The organism is Kribbella sp. NBC_01484 (genome assembly GCF_036227145.1).
Lineage (GTDB): Bacteria > Actinomycetota > Actinomycetes > Propionibacteriales > Kribbellaceae > Kribbella.
On record NZ_CP109437.1, the window covers coordinates 1853250 to 1867980 of the forward strand.

The 14731-nt window shown below is 69.0% G+C and carries 13 protein-coding genes; 3 read left to right on the forward strand and 10 right to left on the reverse strand.

Going from position 1 to position 14731, the window contains the following annotated elements:
- Positions 1 to 72: 72 nt before the first annotated feature.
- The 5 genes from OG555_RS09070 to OG555_RS09090 are packed head-to-tail and all read right to left on the reverse strand — an operon-like array spanning position 73 to position 5318.
- On the reverse strand, positions 73 to 987 hold the full coding sequence (locus OG555_RS09070; protein WP_329482363.1) for a PmoA family protein: 915 nt from the start codon (positions 985 to 987) through the stop codon (positions 73 to 75).
- On the reverse strand, positions 984 to 2114 hold the full coding sequence (locus OG555_RS09075; RefSeq protein WP_329482364.1) for a Gfo/Idh/MocA family protein: 1131 nt from the start codon (positions 2112 to 2114) through the stop codon (positions 984 to 986). The genes OG555_RS09070 and OG555_RS09075 overlap by 4 nt, the downstream gene beginning before the upstream one ends.
- Before the next feature lie 25 nt (positions 2115 to 2139).
- A complete protein-coding gene (locus OG555_RS09080; RefSeq protein ID WP_329482365.1) occupies positions 2140 to 3465 on the reverse strand; it encodes an ABC transporter substrate-binding protein in 1326 nt (441 codons plus the stop codon).
- Positions 3466 to 3484: 19 nt separating this feature from the next.
- Positions 3485 to 4369 (reverse strand): carbohydrate ABC transporter permease, encoded by an 885-nt coding sequence (locus OG555_RS09085; RefSeq protein ID WP_329482366.1) that lies wholly within the window; start codon positions 4367 to 4369, stop codon positions 3485 to 3487.
- Positions 4359 to 5318, reverse strand: coding sequence for a carbohydrate ABC transporter permease (locus OG555_RS09090; RefSeq protein ID WP_329482367.1), 960 nt, complete (start codon positions 5316 to 5318; stop codon positions 4359 to 4361). Before OG555_RS09090 ends, OG555_RS09085 begins: the two co-directional genes overlap by 11 nt.
- Positions 5319 to 5508: 190 nt before the next feature.
- Here OG555_RS09090 and OG555_RS09095 point away from each other — a divergent pair, with 190 nt between their 5' ends.
- From OG555_RS09095 to OG555_RS09105, 3 genes are all read left to right on the forward strand, one after another.
- The gene (locus tag OG555_RS09095) at positions 5509 to 7260 is read left to right on the forward strand and encodes a hypothetical protein (protein ID WP_329482368.1); all 1752 of its coding nucleotides are present in this window, start codon (positions 5509 to 5511) and stop codon (positions 7258 to 7260) included.
- 193 nt (positions 7261 to 7453) lie between these two features.
- On the forward strand, positions 7454 to 8293 hold the full coding sequence (locus tag OG555_RS09100; RefSeq protein ID WP_329482369.1) for an alpha/beta hydrolase: 840 nt from the start codon (positions 7454 to 7456) through the stop codon (positions 8291 to 8293).
- A 25-nt stretch (positions 8294 to 8318) separates the two neighbouring features.
- Entirely contained in the window at positions 8319 to 8843 is a 525-nt protein-coding gene (locus OG555_RS09105; protein ID WP_329482370.1) for a dihydrofolate reductase family protein, read from the forward strand.
- 153 nt (positions 8844 to 8996) lie between these two features.
- Here OG555_RS09105 and hemB read toward each other — a convergent pair whose 3' ends face one another.
- The 5 genes from hemB to OG555_RS09130 are packed head-to-tail and all read right to left on the reverse strand — an operon-like array spanning position 8997 to position 14690.
- Entirely contained in the window at positions 8997 to 9983 is a 987-nt protein-coding gene (gene hemB / locus OG555_RS09110; RefSeq protein ID WP_329482371.1) for a porphobilinogen synthase, read from the reverse strand.
- Positions 9984 to 9986: 3 nt separating this feature from the next.
- A complete protein-coding gene (locus tag OG555_RS09115; RefSeq protein WP_329482372.1) occupies positions 9987 to 11744 on the reverse strand; it encodes a uroporphyrinogen-III synthase in 1758 nt (585 codons plus the stop codon).
- Entirely contained in the window at positions 11741 to 12625 is an 885-nt protein-coding gene (gene hemC / locus OG555_RS09120; RefSeq protein ID WP_329482373.1) for a hydroxymethylbilane synthase, read from the reverse strand. Before hemC ends, OG555_RS09115 begins: the two co-directional genes overlap by 4 nt.
- Positions 12622 to 13938: a glutamyl-tRNA reductase gene (locus OG555_RS09125; RefSeq protein WP_329482374.1), complete on the reverse strand. Its 1317-nt coding sequence runs from the start codon at positions 13936 to 13938 to the stop codon at positions 12622 to 12624. Before OG555_RS09125 ends, hemC begins: the two co-directional genes overlap by 4 nt.
- The gene (locus OG555_RS09130; RefSeq protein ID WP_328525889.1) at positions 13935 to 14690 is read right to left on the reverse strand and encodes a redox-sensing transcriptional repressor Rex; all 756 of its coding nucleotides are present in this window, start codon (positions 14688 to 14690) and stop codon (positions 13935 to 13937) included. The genes OG555_RS09125 and OG555_RS09130 overlap by 4 nt, the downstream gene beginning before the upstream one ends.
- Positions 14691 to 14731 lie beyond the last annotated feature (41 nt).

Consider the following 14731-nt stretch of genomic DNA (forward strand, 5'->3'; position numbering starts at 1 on the left):
AATCGGCCGCACATCGCCGGCGCCCCGCTCGGCGTGGGTCCGGATGCCAAGTTGTGATGGCCTGGCGATCCGCTACCCAGCAGCCAAGGCCTTCTGGGCTTGGGCGGCCAGCGTCTTGGCACGTTGGTCGTCGGAGAGGCCGTCGGCGACCAGTACGGCGTACCTGAGGCGGAGGGTCTCGCCGGCGGTGAAGGCGAGTTCTTCGGAGAAGAAGGGGGCGGGGCAGACGGCCGCGAAGTCCTCGGAGCGGACGAACCACTCCGGTGGGTGGCGAACGTTGTCTCCTGCGTCGGCGACGATGATCGTGGAGGCGGTGTCGGTCTCGTCCTGTCGGGAGGTGAAGCCCATCCAGGGTGCGCGCTGGCCGCGGAGCTCGTCGCCGCCCTTGCCCTGCGGGGCGAGGATGGTGCCGTTGGTGAACTCCCGCGGGCCACGCCAGAACAGACCGCCGTAGCCGGCGTTCGGCCGGCCGGCAGTGGTCGGGCTGCCGATCTGGACCGTCGCGCCCGAGACGTTCGTCATCGCGGTCTCGAACACGAGCACCCAGCCGTCATCCGCAAGCCGCGTGGTCACCGTTCGCGACTCGTCGACGACGTGAGCGCCGGCCTGTGTGTGCCACGACAGGTGGTGGGCGAACCGGACCAGATCGTCCGACACGTCGAGAGCGTCGACCCGGTCATGATCCTGCGAGCCGTTGTTGTCCAGCGGCTTGTAGCCGTTCTCCTTCGTGAAGGTCGGTCCGCCCCAGAAGTTGTCGTGCCCGAAGTGCGGCAACGACCAGGCCAGGCCCTTGTGCCACAAGTGGTCCCACGGCCGGTACACGCTGATCAGGTCGCCGGTCAGCGTCCGGATCGGATGGAAGTACGGCCGCGGCGACTCGTACTGCGGATCGGTGGCCTTGTAGACATAGGTGAACAGCTCTGCGTCGCCCGCCGTCACCTGGATCGATCGGCCGACAGCATGATTGCAGCCGAGGTTCTGCGTCATGAATTCTCCCGTGTCGATTGAATACGCTGTGACATCCAGGGCGCCCCGATCTCGCTGAACAACGCCAGCTCGTCCGAGGCCCGGTCGATCCATCGCTCGACATTGAGCACGACCGGATGCCGTTCGAGTCCTTCGCCCTCCCACCGGATCAGCTCGTCCGGAATCCCGGCCGGATCCTTCGCCGTCCGCACCGCCTCGACGACCCGGGTGAACCCACCCGTCGCGGCCAGCGGGCAGTACAGCGGTACGGCGGGATCCGCGCGATGCGCGAGCAGATTCTCCAGCAGATCCTCTCGTTCGTACGTCGTGGTCCCCGAGTCGGTCTCGAGCGTGTCCGACGCATACCGCAGTACGGCGCGCCCCTCGGAGCCGTCCACGATCACAGCCGGTTCGAGATGTTCCGTCGCGCACAACGTGACCGCGATCAGGATCGTCGTACCGCGGGCGGTGACGATCCGGACCGTGGAGGTGTCGTCGGACTCGATCGGGTTCGCCCGGAAGAGCTCTGTCTCGACGGACCGTACGTCGCCCACCCCGGTCGACCCGTCCAGCAGCAACGCGGCAGCGGTCGCGTGAGCCAGCGGGTTCGTCACCGCACCGTCGACGACTGCCACACCGTCAAGCGTCCGGCGACCGGCCCACCGTGCGCGCTGAAAGTACCGCGCCGTCCGCACCCACTTGCCCACGGCACTGATCCCGCGGAGCTCGCCGAGCCGGCCGTCGGCCACCAGCTTCGCCAACGTCAGCGTGGCCTGGGAAGCCTGTGCCTGGAAGCCGACCTGACAGGCCCGCCCGGTTTCCGCGACGATCGCGGACAGCTGGTCGAACTCGGCCAGCGACGCGGTCGGCGGCTTCTCCAGCAGGACGTCGGCCCCGGCCCGCATCGCCAGCTCGGCCAGCGGTACGTGCGTCTGGATCGGCGTACTGATGATCACCACGTCGACCTCGGTCGCCGCGAGCAGCTCCGCCAGGCCGGCGAAGGCCGGGGCGGTCAGGTCCGCCGCCGGCTGGGGATCGGCCACGGCGACGAGCTCGGCCCGGCCGGCCGCGGCCAGCCGGGCGACGTTGCGGACATGGGAGGCCCCGTGGCCGTGGACACCAGCCACGGCCACCCGAGGCCCCGTCATCGGCAATCAGTTGCCGGTAGCAACACTATTTGAGCTCCCCGTTGACCTCGTCCAGGAAGGCCTTCGCCGCCGCGTCCGGTGCCTGCCGGCCGAACAGCACCTCGGTGGTGTAGCGCTGGATGATCTTCTCCACCTGACCACCACCGACCGGCGGGGCCGGCGACGGCTCGCCGAGCTCGGTGCCGATGTCCTTGATGAACTTCGCGGACGCGGCGTCGGCCGGCTGCAGCTTCGGCGTCACCGCGGCCTGGACCTCGGTGTTCGGCGGGACGCCCCGCTCGGCGAGCAGGATGTTGCCGGCCGCGGTGTTGTTGGCCAGGTAGTTGACGAACTCGGCGGCCTCCTTCTGGTGCTTCGACCGCGACGAGATCGACCAGAACATCGAGCCCTTGTAGTAGGAGCCGTTGTCCTTCGCGGTGCCGTCGGCGCTCGGGATCCGGAGCAGCTTCAGCGGCTGCCCGGACGCCTTGGTGAAGGCGACCAGCTGGTTGCTCCAGATGAAGCTCATCGCCAGCTTGCCGGTCGCCATCGCGGACTGGTCGAGCGGCGCGTTCATGTCCTGCGCGGTGAACTCGGCCGACGGGATCGACTTCGCGTCCCGCAGCTTCAGCACGTACTTGAAGAAGTCCGTGGTCTTCTCCGGCGAGACGCCGAGCTTGCCGTCCTTGGTCCAGAGCGACTCGCCGCGCTGCCGGGCCCACAGGTTCAGGCCGGCCTCGTTGGTACCGATGGCTCCGGTCCCCCAGGCCTTGCCGTTCATCTTCGCGGAGACCTCGGCGGAGATCCGGGCGAAGTCGTCCCAGGTCCACTTGGTGTCGTCCGGCATCGCGACGCCGGCGGCCTTGAACACGGCCGGGTTCGCGACCACGGCGAACGAGTTGATCCCGGCGTTCAGCCCGTACAGGCCGCCGTCGAACTCGCCGGCGCCGAGGGTGTCCGGCTCGAACTTGCCGGTGTCGAGACCGTCGGCCTTCTTCAGGTCGAGCAGCGCGCCGCGGTCGGCGTACTCCCGCAGGTACTTCTCGTCCATCTGGATGATGTCCGGGGCGTCGTTCGCCGCGACCGTGGTGGCGAGCTTGTCCCAGTAGCCGGCCCACTCACCGAACTCGCCCTTGATGGTGACGTTCGGATGGTCCTTCTGGTACGCGTCGATGACCTGCTGGGTCAGCTTGGTCCGGGTGTCGCTGCCCCACCAGGTGAAGCGGAGCGTCACCTTGCCGCCGTCGGCCGACGACGACGAGGGACCACCGGAGTTGCCGCCACAGGCGCTGGCGACCAGCAGACTGGCGGCGATAGCGGCTGCGGCGAATGCCCGCAGGCGCGGGCCCGCGGGACGGGGGATGTGCCTCATGCTGTGCACCTTTCAGGGGTTACTTGATGCCGGTGGTCGCGATGCCCTTGATCAGGAACCGCTGGCCGAGCAGGAATGCGAGGAAGACCGGGACGAGGGAGACGACCGACATCGCGAACATCGATCCCCACGACGAGCTGGAGGTCGAGTCGACGAAGCCCCGCAGTGCTACCGGGACGGTGTACATGTGCGGGTCGGTCAGGTAGATCAGCTGGCTGAAGAAGTCGTTCCAGGTCCAGATGAACGTGAAGATCGCAGTGGTCGCGAGCGCGGGCACCATCAGCGGCAGGATGATCCGGAGGAAGATCCCGGCCTTGCCGCAGCCGTCGATCCGGGCCGCCTCGTCCAGCTGGCGTGGAATGCCGCGGATGAACTGCACCATCAAGAAGACGAAGAACGCGTCGGTGGCCAGCAGCTTCGGCACGATCAGCGGCAGGAACGTGTTGATCCAGCCCATCTGCGAGAACAGGATGTACTGCGGCACGATCACGACGTGGATCGGCAGCATGATGCTGAGCAGCATGATCGCGAACCAGAACTTCTTCCCGTTGAACTCCAGCCGGGCGAACGCGTACGCCGCCATCGAGCAGGAGACCAGGTTGCCAAGGATCGCGCCGAGCACCACCACCGCCGAGTTCAGCAGGTAGCGGGTGAACGGCTCGGTCAGCGCGTGCCAGCCGACCCGGTAGTTGCTGATCTGCAGGTCCTTCACCAGGATGCCCGGGTCGCGGAAGATCTCGTTGCCCGGCCGCAGTGAGCTGACCACCATCCAGATCAGCGGGTAGAGCATCACCAGGGCCGACCCGGCCAGCACCACGTGGATCAGCACCGGCCGGACCCGGGACCAGCTGATGACGGCCGGCCGCCGCGCGGCCAGCGTGGTTCGGAGCGTTTCAGTCGTCATAGAACACCCAGTACTTCGAGGCGAAGAAGTTCGCCGCGGTGAAGACCCCGATGATCACGAGCAGGAACCACGCCATCGCGGACGCGTAGCCCATGTCGAAATTGCCGAAGCCCCGGTCGTAGAGGTAGAGCGTGAAGAACATGGTCGAGTCCGACGGCCCGCCGCTGCCCCCGGAGACGACGAACGCCTGCGTGAACGACTGGAACGCGTGGATGATCTGCAGCACCAGGTTGAAGAAGATGATCGGCGTGAGCAGCGGCAGCGTGATGCTGAAGAACCGGCGCAGCACGCCGGCGCCGTCGACCGACGCGGCCTCGTAGTACATCGTCGGGATCTGCCGCAGGCCGGCCAGGAAGATCACCATCGGCGACCCGAACGTCCACACGTTCAGCACCACCAGCGTGCCCAGCGCCGTACTCGGATCGGAGATCCAGCCCTTGCCGTCGATGCCGACCAGGGCGAGCACCTGGTTGAGCAGACCTTCGGTGCCGAACACCTGGCGCCACAAGACGGCGATCGCGACACTCGAGCCGAGCAGCGACGGCAGGTAGAAGACCGAGCGGTAGAACGCCATGCCGCGGACGCCGCGGTCCAGGACGACGGCCAGCAGCAGGGCGATCGACAGCTGGAGCGGGACCGAGACGAACACGTAGGTGAAGGTCACCCGGAGCGAGTTGTGCAGCCGCTCGTCGGACAGCATCCGGGTGAAGTTCTCGAGTCCGATCCACTTCGGGGCCTGGATCAGGTTGTAGTCAGTGAACGACAGGTACAGCGAGGCCAGCATCGGCCCGATCGTGATCAGGAACAGCCCCAGCAACCACGGCGTCAGGAACAGGTACGCAGCCAGGTTGTCCTTCTTGCCTGCTTTGCCCGCCCCACCGCCCCGGTCTGGCTTCTGGCCCGCCGGCTTCTTTCCCCGGAGGGTGCCGAGCTCGCCCAGCGCACTCATGTTTCATGACCTCCGGAGACTGGAAAGCGCTTGCCTTGGCCGGTCAAGTTAGTACGAGAAACCGGTTTATGCAAGGGTTCGGGCGGCCGCGGGCTGACCAGATGCGGACTCGTTGCGAGCTGTTGACAGGACAAAGTCACCCGGCGACAGTACTGGACATTTGGCAACCGCTTACCGAGTGGAGATCCCGATGCAGCGTCGTACCTTCCTGGCCGGCACACTGACCACGCTGACGGTCGGCGCGCTGTACCCGGCCGCCACCGCGCATGCTGAGGTAGCTGCTGTGGACGACGACTTCCTGACCGTGCTGACCAACGCGAACCAGACCCAGATCCCGCTGGTGCTGAGCTCGTACCAGAACGCCTCCGACAGCGTGCGCACCGTCGCCCGCAAGGCCCGGCGACTGATCTCCGGGTACGTCTGGGGCCGGTCCTCGTACCACCATGACGCGTCGCTGCTCGCGCCGCTGCGCTGGCTGGTCGAGCAGCTCGCCGCACGGCAGCACGAGGACGGGACGTACGACGTCGGCAACCTGCACTCGCCGCCGGACAGCGCCTTCGCGGTCCAGGATGTCTGCATGCTCTATGCCCTGCTCGACGCCGACGGCCGGCCGGACACTGAAGCGCATCGCGCGATCCTCGCGAGCGTGATCAAGAAGGCCGGACCGGCGCTAGCGGCCGGCGGAGTGCACACGCCGAACCATCGCTGGGAGGTCTCCGCCGCGCTGGCGCGCACCCATCACCTGTTTCCGGACCGCCGGTACGTCGCGCGGATCGACGACTGGCTCGACGAGGGCATCGACGCGACCCCGGACGGAATCTACAGCGAGCGGAGTTCGACGTACGCCGCGGAGGTGACGAACCCTTCGCTGCTGACGATCGCGTGGTTGCGCGGCAAGCCGGAGCTGCTCGAGGACGTCCGGCGCAACCTGGACGCGACGCTGTACTTCCTGGAGCCGAACGGCGAGGTCGACACGGTGGCGTCCCGGCGGCAGGATCAGAAGGGGATCCGCGAGGTCTGGTGGTACCTGACCCAGTTCCGCGAGCTTGCCCTGCACGGCAAGGACGGTCGGTTCACGACTGTTGCCAAGAGCATCGAACAGCGCGGGACCGGCGAGCTCGGCGACTTCCTCGCCGAGGTGCTCGAGCGACCCGAACTGGCCGCGGTACTCCCGGCCGCACAACCTGTGCCGACGGATTTCGTCCAGCCCTTCCCCTCGCAGGCGTCGGCCCGGATCCGGCGCGGTGCGCGGACGGCGACGGTCTTCGGCGGCACGGACTTCCACGACATCCCGGTGATCGCTTCCGGACTGTCCACCAACCCGACTTTCTTCAAGCTCCGGCAGGGTGCGGCGATCCTCGACTCCGTCCGGCTGTCCCCGCAGTTCTTCAGCACCGGCCACTTCCGCAGCGACGGGCTGCGGCGGACCGGACCGGGCACGTTCGAGCTCGCCGACGAGGTGAAGGTGCCGTATCACCTGCCGCTGCCGAAGCGGTACCGGCGGGCGGACGGCCGCTATGCGCTCACGCTGGAAGGCCGGTTCTACGCGTCGATGGACTTCCCGCACCGGCCGAAGCAGTACCGCTCGCTCCGGACCGAGATCACCGTGACCGAGGTCGGCAACGGGTTCGACCTGACCTTCGAGCTGGACGGTGACGAGACGGCGTACGCGATCGAGCTCTGCTTCCGTCCCGGCGGCACGCTCGCCGGCGTCGAGGCGTTGGATGCCCCCGGCAACTACCAACTGGTGTCCGGCACCGGGAGCTACACCGTCGGCACGGACCGGATCGAGTTCGGCCCGGGCAACGGCGCCACCCGGGTGACGATGGACCCGGGCGAACGGTTCACGTACCTGAACGGCAGCCTCACCCCCGACGGCCTCCGCGTCTATCTCACCGGCCGCACTCCGAACCGTCAGACCCTGACACTGCGCACCTCGTAGGACCGGACCCCCAGGCCATCACAATCGCGGTCGGCGACCGGGGTGCGCGCTCAGCCTCGCCACGTCAGCGCGATCGTGATGGCCTGCAGGTCCACCAGCGAGTCTGCCGGGCTCCTGGCGGCTGGCCGAACGTCACTGGCTACTGACCCGGCCGCGCGTGCTGTGGTCTACTGCGCTGGGAGAGGGGTGCCTGATGGCCACAGCACGTGAGTTGGGCGAGATCGAGATCGCGAACACATCGGGGCGTCCGCCGGTGGTGTTCGTGCACGGGCTGTGGTTGCTGGCGGGAAGTTGGCAGGTCTGGCAGGACAAGTTCGAAGCGGCCGGGTTCGCGACCGTCGCGCCGGGCTGGCCGGACGAACCGGAGTCCGTCGGCGAGGGACGGGCGAATCCTTCGGTGTTCGCGGGGAAGTCGGTCGGGGCGATTACGGCGTACTACGCCGACGTGATCGCACGGCTGGAGCGGAAGCCGGGCATCGTCGGGCACTCGTTCGGTGGACTGATCACGCAGAAGCTGGCCGGGATGGGCCTCGGGACGGTGTCGGTCCCGATCGACCCGGCGCCCGGTCGCGGCGTGCTGCCGTTGCCGCTGTCCGCGCTACGGGCATCCTTCCCGGCGCTGCGGAATCCGGCGAACCGGAAGAAGGCGGTGATGCTGACCTACGACCAGTTCCGGTTCGCTTTCGTGAACGCCGTACCGGAGGACGAGGCACGACGGCTGTACGACGAGTTCCCGGTGCCGGGCGCCGGGTTGCCGCTGTTCCAGGCCGCGGTCGCGAACTTCAATCCGAAGAGCGAGACCCTCGTGGACCGGGCGAATCCGGACCGCGGGCCGATGAAGTTCCTGTCCGGGGAGAAGGACCACACGGTCCCGTGGGCGATCACGAACGCGGCATACCAGAAGCAGCGCGGCAACGCGGCCGTCACCGAGATCGAGGAATTGCCCGGCCGCGGGCACTCACTGGTGATCGACTCCGGCTGGGAAGAGGTCGCCGACGCCGCGCTCACCTTCGTGCAGAAGTACCACGCCTGAACGTCCCGCGTGGAAAAATGGGCAGGTGAGCTTCCACGCGGCCGTATTCATCGCCACCAGTCTCGACGGTTACATCGCCCGGCCGGACGGATCGATCGACTGGCTCACCGAGCGCGGCGAGAAAGCGGGCGACACCGGGTACGACGAGTTCATGGCGTCGATCGACACCGTCGTACTCGGGCGCAAGACCTACGAACTGGTGCTGAGCTTCGACTTCTGGCCCTACGAGGGCAAGCAGGTCGAGGTGCTCAGTACGACGCTCGCCGCGGACGCCGACGAGCGCATCATCGTGCACCGGACCCTCGACGGGTTGGTCGAGACGCTGAACGACCGTGGCGCCCGGCGCGTCTACGCCGACGGCGGCGCGGTCATCCAGACCTTCCTCCGCGCCGGCCTCCTGAACGAGCTCACCATCACCACCGTCCCCGTCCTCCTCGGCGCCGGCATCCGCCTCTTCGGCGACCTCGACGCTGACATCCCCCTTACCCACAACGCCACCCGCACCCTGAAAGCCGGCTTCACCCAATCCGACTACACCATCCACCGCTAGGGCACTCGTCCGGCCGGGAGTGGATGGCTGAGACAGGAACTGGGGCCCTACGCCAGGAAATAACCTGTTGTAAGCCCCGAGCCCGTGTCCCAGCCAACGCCAACTAGCGATTGATGTCGCGCTCTTCGGACCAGGCGCGCCGTGGTGAGGACCTCAGCGGTGGTTGAGGAGGTGAACTGCGTCCGCGGCCCAGTAGGTGAGGATGGTGTCGGCGCCGGCTCGGCGGATGGAGGTCAGGGTCTCCAGGACGGCGCGGTCGCGGTCGATCCAGCCGTTGGCGGCGGCGGCCTCGACCATCGCGTACTCGCCGGAGATGTTGTACGCCGCGACCGGCACGTCCACGTGGTCGCGGACCTGGCGGATGATGTCGAGGTACGCCAGCGCCGGCTTCACCATCACGATGTCGGCACCCTCGGCCACGTCCAGATCGACCTCGCGCAAAGCCTCGCGGGCGTTCGCACCGTCCTCCTGGTACGTCTTCCGATCACCCTGCAGCGACGAGCCCACGGCCTCCCGGAAGGGACCGAAGAAGGCCGACGCGTACTTCACGGAGTACGCCAGGATCACCGTGTCCAGATGACCGGCAGCGTCCAACGCCGTACGCACGGCGCCGACCTGACCGTCCATCATCCCGGACGGACCGACGACATGCGCACCTGCCGAAGCCTGCGCGACGCCCATCTCGGCGTAGATCTTCAGTGTCGCGTCGTTGTCGACCCGGCCCTCGGAGTCGAGTACGCCGCAGTGCCCGTGCGAGGTGAACTCGTCGATGCACAGATCCGACATCACCAGCAACTCGTCGCCGACTTCGGAGACCGCGTCCCGGATAGCGACGTTCAGGATGCCGTCCGGATCGAGCGCACCGGATCCGACCTCGTCCTTCACCTCGGGTACGCCGAACAGCATGACGCCACCGAGTCCCAGCTGAGCGGCCTCGGCGATCGCCTTCCGCGCGGTGTCGCGGGTGTGCTGCACGACGCCTGGCATGGATTTGATCGCGATCGGCTCGCCGGCGCCTTCCCGGACGAACATCGGCAGGATCAGCTGCCGCGGCTCCAGGGTGGTCTCCGCGACCAGTCTGCGCATCGCCGCCGACGACCGAAGCCGCCGCGGCCTGACCTCCGGGAAACCACCAGACATGGACTAGCTCTTCCTGCGTGAGCCCGAGCGCCGCTCGGACGGGCGGGTGACCGGTTCACCGGCCTCGACCATGGTGTCACGCCGGTCCGCACCGAAGCGGGCCAGTGCGTCGGCGAGCTCCTCGGCGGACGGCGACTCGGCCATCGCGTCGACCCGCAGCCCGTGTTCCTCGGCCGTCTTCAGCGTGGCCGGGCCGATCACCGCGATCACCGTCGACGCGTGCGGCTTGCCGGCGATGCCGACCAGGTTGCGCACCGTCGAGGACGAGGTGAACACGACGGCGTCGAACTTGCCCGACTTGATCGCCTCGCGGGTCGGCGCCGGCGGCGGGGCGGCCCGCACGGTCCGGTACGCCGTGACGTCGTCGACCTCCCAGCCGAGATCGGTCAGCCCCGCGACCAGCGTCTCGGTCGCGATGTCGGCGCGCGGCAGGAACACCCGGTTGATCGGGTCGAGCACCTCGTCGAACGGCGGCCAGTCCTCGACCAGCCCGGCGGCGGACTGCTCACCGGACGGGACCAGGTCCGGACGGATGCCCCAGGCACCGATCGCCTCGGCGGTCTTGTCGCCGACCGCGGCGATCTTCAGCCCGGAGAACGCCCGCGCGTCCAGCCCGTACTCGTCGAACTTCTCCCGGACCGCCTTGACCGCGTTGACCGAGGTGAACGCGACCCACTCGTACCGGCCCTCGACCAGGCCGCGGATCGCCTTGTCCATCTGCTGCGGGTTGCGCGGCGGCTCGACCGAGATCGTGGGGACCTCTTCCGGCATCGCGCCGTACCGGCGGAGCCGGTCCATCAGTGGGCCGGCTTGGTCCTTGGTGCGCGGCACCAGGATCCGCCAGCCGAACAGCGGCTTGGTCTCGAACCAGGACAGCGCCTCGCGCTGCTCGACCACCGCGCCGACCACGATCACGGCCTCGCCGGTCACCTTGGCGGCGCGCAGGTCGGCGACGATCGTCTCGACCGTGCCGACCACACTCGTCTGCGCGGTCGTCGTACCACCGACCGTCGCGGCGACCGGAGTCGACGCGTCGAAGCCCGCCTCGAGCAGCGCGGCGACGGTATCCTTCAACACCTCGGTCGCGTTCAGCAGGACGAGCGTCTGCTTCGGGTGCAGCCGGGTCAGGTCGAGCTTGGCCTCGGCCAGGTCGACCACGGTGACCTCGCGGTCGCCCTTCATCGTCAGCGGGATCCCGGCGTACGTCGGAACCGCGGAGACCTCGCTGACACCGGGGACGACGTTGAAGCCGATGCCCGCCTTCTTGCACGCGGCCGCCTCCTCGGCGCCGCTGGAGAAGGTGAACGGGTCGCCCGTCAGCAGGCGGACGACGTTCGCCGCGGTCTTGGCCGTCTTCACCACGAGCCGGGCCCGGGCGGCGACCTTGAGCGCCCGGCTGCCCTCGGCGCCGGAGCCGTCGATCACCTCGACACCCGGCTTGCAGTACGCCAGGAACGGATCGTGCTCGGGGCCTTCGACCACGACGGCGTCGGCGTTGGCCAGCACGTCGCGGCCGGCCAGCGTCAGCAGGGCCGGGTCACCGGGGCCGACGCCGACGAACGTGACGTGGCCGAGTGGCCTGGTCTTGACGGTACTGGTGGCGGCGGCCTTCGCCGGCACCTTCTGAGGTGTCGTGGATGCTGCGGTGGCTGTCTTCGCGCTGCTCACGTCTGCCTTCGCCCTCGTCCTCGTCCTGCTCGTCTTGTGCGCCGTGTCATGGGCCGTCTTGTGGGCGGCCGTCGTTCCCCGTGCCGGTGTCATGTCCGCTCCAGCAACTCGTTCGCCAGCGCTTTGCCCAGGGACACCGGGTCGTCCACCGGCCCGTTCGCGGAGAGCCGCCGTACGCCGTCGTCCTGGCCGAGCGCGCCCCGCAGCCAGAGCTCAGGGCCGTCCTCGCCGTCGACCACCTCGGCGAGCGCGCCGACCGGAGCCGTGCACCCTGCCTCGAGCGTGGCCAGCAACTGCCGTTCCGCCGTCACCGCCGCACGCGTGGCCGGGTCGTCCAGCGGGGCCAGGGCGGCCAGCACCTCGGTGTCGTCCGCGCGGCACTCGATGCCCAGGGCACCTTGTCCCGGCGAGGGCAGCACCTGGATCGGATCCAGGGTCTCGGTCACCTCGGCGAGCCGTCCCAACCGGGACAACCCTGCCCTTGCCAGCACCACCGCGTCCAATTTGCCCTCGGCCACCATCGCGATCCTGGTGTCGACGTTGCCGCGGATCCCGGTGCATTCCAGGCCCAGGCCGAGCGCCTCGAGCTGCGCGACCCGGCGTGGCGCGCCGGTGCCGACCAGGGCGCCGGCCGGGAGCTCACCGAGGGTCAGGCCGTCCCGGGCGACGAGCACGTCGCGCGGGTCCTCGCGGACCGGGATCGCGCCGATGGCCAGGCCGTCGACCGGCCCGGTCGGCAGATCCTTGAGCGAGTGCACGGCGATGTCGATCTCGTCGGCCAGCAAGGCGTCGCGCAGCGCGCTGACGTAGATGCCGGTGCCACCGATCTGCTCCACCGGGGCGACCTTGTCGGCGTCGCCGGTGGTCATGATCGGGACCACCTCGACCTCGTGACCGAGATTGCGGAGCGCGTCGGCGACGAGCGTCGCCTGCGCGGTCGCCAGCGCTGACCGCCGGGTGCCCAGCCGGATCATGCGTGCTCACCTCCGGTCGCGTCGGCGCGGGTGTGGCTGGTCTCGGCCGGCGCCTTCGCGGCCGTGACGGCGTCCACCGTCGCCGGGTCGAGTGCGAACAGTTCGCGCAGGGCGTCGGCGTACGTCGGACCGCCCGGATCGGCCGCGAGTTCCTTCACCCGGACCGTCGGGTTGTGCAGCACCTTGTCGACCACGCGGCGGATCGTCCGCGCGACCTCGTGACGCTGGTTCTCGTCCAGGCCGGGCAGCCGGCGCTCCAGCCTCGCCAGCTCGGAGTCGACCAGTTCGGTCGCCATCGTCCGCAGCGCGACCACGGTCGGCGCGACCGACGCGGCCCGGCGGGTGGCCTCGAACGAACCCGTCTCCTCGCCGACGATCCGGCGTACCTCGTCGATGTCGTGCTCGCTGCCGCCGGCCGTCCCGGCCAGGTCGGCGAGGGTGACCAGCCTGACCCCGGGGATCCGGGCCACCTCGGGCGCCACGTCCCGCGGCAGGGCGACGTCCAGGACACCGAACGGTCGCCCGTCTGCCGCGTTCCGGATCATCTCCTCGGTCAGTACGACGCCGCGCGCGCCGGTGCAGGACACGACCAGATCGGCGTCGGCCAGGGCGTCCGGGACGGCCGCGAGCTGGATCGCCGTACCGCCGATCCGCTGGACCAGGGCGACCGCGCGGTCGTGGTTGCGGTTGGCGATGGTCACGCTCTGCGCGCCGCCGTTGAGCAGGGTCTGCGCGGCCAGCGACGCCATCGAGCCGGCGCCGACGACCAGCGCACGGCGGCCCTCGAAGCCGCCGACCGCCTCGAGTCCGGCCGACACGACCGAACGGCCGGCGGAGTCGATGCCGGTCTCGGCGCGGGCCCGCTTGCCGACCCGCAACGCGTGCTGGATCAGGGCGTTGAGGTCGGTGCCGATCGTCTCCAGGTCCTGGCCGACCCGCAGCGTCTCCTTCACCTGGCCGAGGATCTGGCTCTCCCCGACGATCATCGAGTCCAGCCCGACCGCGACCTGGAACAGGTGCGCGACGGCGCCTTCCTCGAAGTGCACGTAGAGATGCTCGGCCAGATCCAGCAGCGGTACGCCGGTGACGTCGGACAGGATCGCGGTGACCTCGTCCATGCCGGCGTGGAACCGTTCGACGGTCGCGTAGACCTCGGTCCGGTTGCAGGTCGCGATCACCGCGGACTCACCGACGGCCGGCGCGTGCTTCACGGCCAGGGCCAGCTTGGTCGCCGCGTCCGGGTCGAGTGCCACCCGCTCGAGGACGTTGATGTCCGCAGAACGGTGGGAGATCCCGACGACCAGGTAACTCATGCGCCGACACCCCCGCCGACGCTCGGCAGATCGGTCAGACCGTTCATCGCTGGTAGCTCGGGCACCTGGGGGAGCGCCGCCTCTCCGGACTTTCGTTGTTCGTGGTACGCCAGGATCTGCAACTCGATCGAGAGGTCCACCTTGCGGATGTCGACGCCGTCGGGCACGGACAGCACCACCGGCGCGAAGTTCAGGATGCTGGTCACCCCGGCGGCGACCAGCCGGTCGCACACCTCCTGGGCCGGACCGGCGGGAGTGGTGATGACCCCGATCGAGACCCGGTCGGCCTTCACGATGTCCTCGAGCTGGGCGAAGTCGCGGACCTCCATGTCGCCGATCCGCTCGCCGACCAGGTTCGGGTCGGCGTCGAGCAGGGCGACGATCCGGAAACCGCGCGTACCGAAGCCGGAGTAGTTCGCCAGCGCGTGACCCAGGTTTCCGATCCCGACGATGACCACGGCCCAGTCCTGGGTGACGCCGATCTCGCGGGCGATCTGGTAGCGCAGGTACTCCACGTCGTACCCGACGCCGCGGGTGCCGTAGGAGCCCAGGTACGACAGGTCCTTGCGCAGCTTCGCCGAGTTCACCCCGGCGGCGGTGGCCAGGTCCTCGCTCGACGCGGTGGCGATGCCGCTGTCCGACAGGGCGGTCAGGGCCCGCAGGTACACCGGCAAGCGCGCGACAGTCGCCTCGGGAATGCCGCGCTCGGTTCTCGTCGGCGGGCCGGGGCGACGGCTGCTGGCACGCGTCACAATTCTCCTGGGAACGGTAGTTCAGGCCGCGGTCTGACGGC